Below are 3,329 nucleotides of genomic sequence, written 5' to 3'. Positions count from 1 at the left end.
TTACCTGATGCCCAAGTGCAAAAAGAAATTATGTCTCATGCCCAAAAATGGATAAAGACACATGCCAGCAAACTTTGAAATAGCGCACCTTTGGGTCTTTTTCCTGCTACCGTTGCCATTCCTGGTCTATTGGATTCTTCCTTCACTACGTATTCGATCTGCCTCATTGCGCCTGCCAACTTATGCGAAGGTTTTTGATTATACAGGAGAAAAGCCACGAAAATCCGCATTCGTCAGACGTAGGAGTATTCTCAACTGGATTGGTATGATGCTAGTATGGATATTGATTTTGGCTACTTTATCGTCTCCACAGTTAGTTGGGGAACCAGAAATGAAGGTAAAGACCTCCCGTAATTTTCTGATTGCTGCAGATATTTCATTTAGTATGGCGCAAAAAGATTGGGAGATCGAGGGTGAGAAAGTTCGCCGATGGGATGCTGTGAAAGCTTTGATGCATGAGTTTATTCAAAAAAGAGAAGGAGATAGAATGGGCTTAATATTTTTTGGGAGCAGCGCATACATTCAGGCTCCATTTACTCCAGATTTGCAGACAGTGGATCAGCTTTTAGAAGAAGCAGATGTGGGGATGGCTGGACAGATGACCTATATTGGAAAGGCGATCACAAAGGGAGTTGAGTTATTTGACAAGGATACGATAGAAACGAAAGTTATGCTTCTACTGACAGATGGAGTGGATGCTGGTTTGGATATTTTGCCACTTGACGCGGCTGACCTTGCCAGGCAGGATTCGATAATGATTTATACAATTGGAATCGGAGATCCTTCAAGTGCCGGTGCTGATCTGGATGAAAAGACGCTAATTGACATAGCAGAAATAACTGGCGGGCAATATTTCTTGGCAAAGGACGAGGATAGACTTGAGGAAATTTATGCTGAGGTGGATAAGCTAGAGCCAATAGAATATGAAGAGGAGGAAAACCGTCCAACTACCTTGCTTTACTATTATCCTTTGGGTGCGGCTTTGGGCTTATTATTGATTTTAATGTTTTTCCAAAGTCTATTTCAGTTGATTCGAAATTCTCGACAAAATAGAAAGGAGGCTTATATTGGATGAGTTATTTCCAATAGACTGGAATCAATTCCAATTTTTGAGACCTATTTTTTTATGGGGATTTGTGCCTGTGATTTTGATCCTAATCATTGGCCTGCTGAGTATTCGGCAGGAAGTGACTTGGAAGGAAATGATAGCTCCTCACCTGAGGCCATTTGTGATTCAGAAAGGAAATGAGCGTGTAAAAGTCTGGATGCAGCTTATAGGATTTTTCGCATTGAGTTTGGGGGTTTTGGGTTTGGCAGGGCCAACTTGGAAAAAAGTGGAAGTACCAGGACAAAAACTGGAAACTCCGCTGGTGTTGATTTTAGATTTGTCCCAAAGTATGCTGGCCACCGATTTACAGCCAAATCGTTTGGAGCGTGCTAAATTTAAAATCAGTGATCTTCTACAAGAGAATCCGCAAGCAAGAACAGCTTTGATTGGCTTTTCCGGAACGGCACATACTATCGTGCCATTAACCCGGGACTATGATATTATTTCGAGTCATATCGATGGTTTGAGTCCTGATGTGATGCCTTTTCCTGGATCTAATTTATCCGATGCTTTAGCATTGGCAGATACCCTGATGTCAGTGACGGATGCTCCTGGAACAGTTTTGATTTTATCAGATGATATAGAAAATGCTGAGTTTGATTTGATCAGTGCCTTTGTTCAAAATTCCCAAAATAACGTAGAGATTTTACCTATCAATACACCTTCTGGCTCAGAAGTTCCGAATGTAAATGGGCGTGGTACAATTAAAGATAAAGACGGAAAAGTTATTGTGTCAGCACTAAATGAAGCAGTTTTAGGGAAATTGAATTCACTTGATCGTGTGATGGTGAATCGGCTGACGCTGGATAAGAGTGACGTGGAATTGATCAGCAATGCAATTAAAAAGAATCTGATTTTCACTGAAAAACCTGAAGAAAAGAAAGATGATTGGCGAGATGCTGGATTTCTATTGATTATCCCGATGGCAGTTTTGTTGTTACTTTGGTTTCGAAAAGGCTGGGTGCTTTATGGATTGGTCTTGATTCTATTTTCTTCTTGTTCTGGAGAACAGACATTTGAGGATCTTTGGTACACAAAGGATTTTCAGGGTCAAAAACTCCTCAATGTTGGAGATTATAGGGCTGCTGCGGAGAGATTCGAAGATCCGCTTCGTAAAGGAGTTGCCTATTTCAAAGCAGGCGATTATGAAGCCGCAATTCAGGAATTCCAAAATGATAGTTCTGCATACGGCGCATATAATTTGGGTTTGGCATATTATCAAAACGGGAATTTTGTGGCAGCAAAAGGGGCATTTCAAGAAGCAGTGGAACTCGATCCAACTATGGACCAAGCACTACAAAATCAACAGATGATGGAGCAATTAGCTGCTGGGGTAAATGAAGTTGATCCCGAAGATGCACAAGAAGCAGAGCAAACGGATCAGGCGAATAATATCCAAAACGACAGCCCTGAAGATCTAGGAGGTGGAGGTCAGGAAGCTACGAAAGAGGATATGGAAAAGCAGAGACTGGAAGAAACGGTAAATACGGACATACGAAAAGGAAAAGAACTTGATGAAGTCCCCGAAGATATTAATGCGAAAATGCAACAGGATAATAGTAAAGTGCTGATGCGAAAAGTGGATGATGATCCATCGCTTTTTTTGAAGCGAAAGTTTGAATTTCAAGTAAAAAAGAATAGCCTAAAACCAAAAGCTAATGAGAGGAATTGGTAAGGTATTTTCGGTTTGCATGACGCTAATTCTGTTGTTTTTATCTTTAGAAACGCAGGCCCAAAAGCTGTTCTCGCAAGTTTCTGTGGATCGTAGCAGCACCTATGTGGGACAACCTGTTCAGGTTTCGATTTCTGTCTACACTTCTACCTGGTTTACAACTGGTTTGGATTTGGGTAATATAAAAGTAAATGGAGCTTTTTCAGTCTATTTTAGACCGGTTTCGGTTTCCTTAACAGAAAGCAATCAAACTTTTGCCGGCGTGCAGCTGATCTATCATGTATTCCCTTACTCTGATAAGGATATTACTTTTCCTGCCTTGAATATTCAAGTGGAATCGCCGGCGGTTGGGGAATATAAAGGCAAAAAGCATATCGTCAAAACACAAGAAAAAACGATAAAAGTCAAACCTATTCCTTCGAAGTTTACTGAAAATGAATGGTTGGTGGCCAATGGATTAAGTGTAACCGAACGCTGGACTGGCGACAAGACAAAGGTTAAAGTTGGCGACGTATTGGAAAGAACCATTACTAGAACTGCTGCCGGAAC

At 41.1% G+C, this 3,329-nt stretch carries 2 protein-coding genes and 1 pseudogene; all 3 read left to right on the top strand.

Going from position 1 to position 3,329, the window contains the following annotated elements; all coding sequences use genetic code 11:
* The first annotated feature begins 61 nt into the window (after positions 1–61).
* Positions 62–1,075 carry a VWA domain-containing protein gene (locus tag Q0L68_RS18445; protein ID WP_296705724.1) on the top strand — a complete coding sequence of 338 codons (1,014 nt, stop codon included), beginning with the start codon at positions 62–64 and terminating at the stop codon, positions 1,073–1,075.
* A 34-nt stretch (positions 1,076–1,109) separates the two neighbouring features.
* Entirely contained in the window at positions 1,110–2,783 is a 1,674-nt protein-coding gene (locus Q0L68_RS18440; RefSeq protein ID WP_296705723.1) for a VWA domain-containing protein, read from the top strand.
* Positions 2,767–3,329: pseudogene (locus Q0L68_RS18435) on the top strand (BatD family protein); the annotation flags it as partial. The gene Q0L68_RS18440 and the pseudogene Q0L68_RS18435, both read left to right, overlap by 17 nt.

This window comes from Algoriphagus sp., from assembly GCF_024642405.1.
Taxonomy (GTDB): domain Bacteria; phylum Bacteroidota; class Bacteroidia; order Cytophagales; family Cyclobacteriaceae; genus Algoriphagus.
The sequence above is the reverse complement of the archived record's forward strand: the minus strand, read 5'-3'. Positions and strand labels throughout refer to the sequence as shown.

Bases quoted from the DNA above. Each gene is read 5' to 3' on its own strand.
- Q0L68_RS18445 (WP_296705724.1), top strand. From the start codon at position 62: ATGCCAGCAAACTTTGAAATAGCGCACCTTTGGGTCTTTTTCCTGCTA.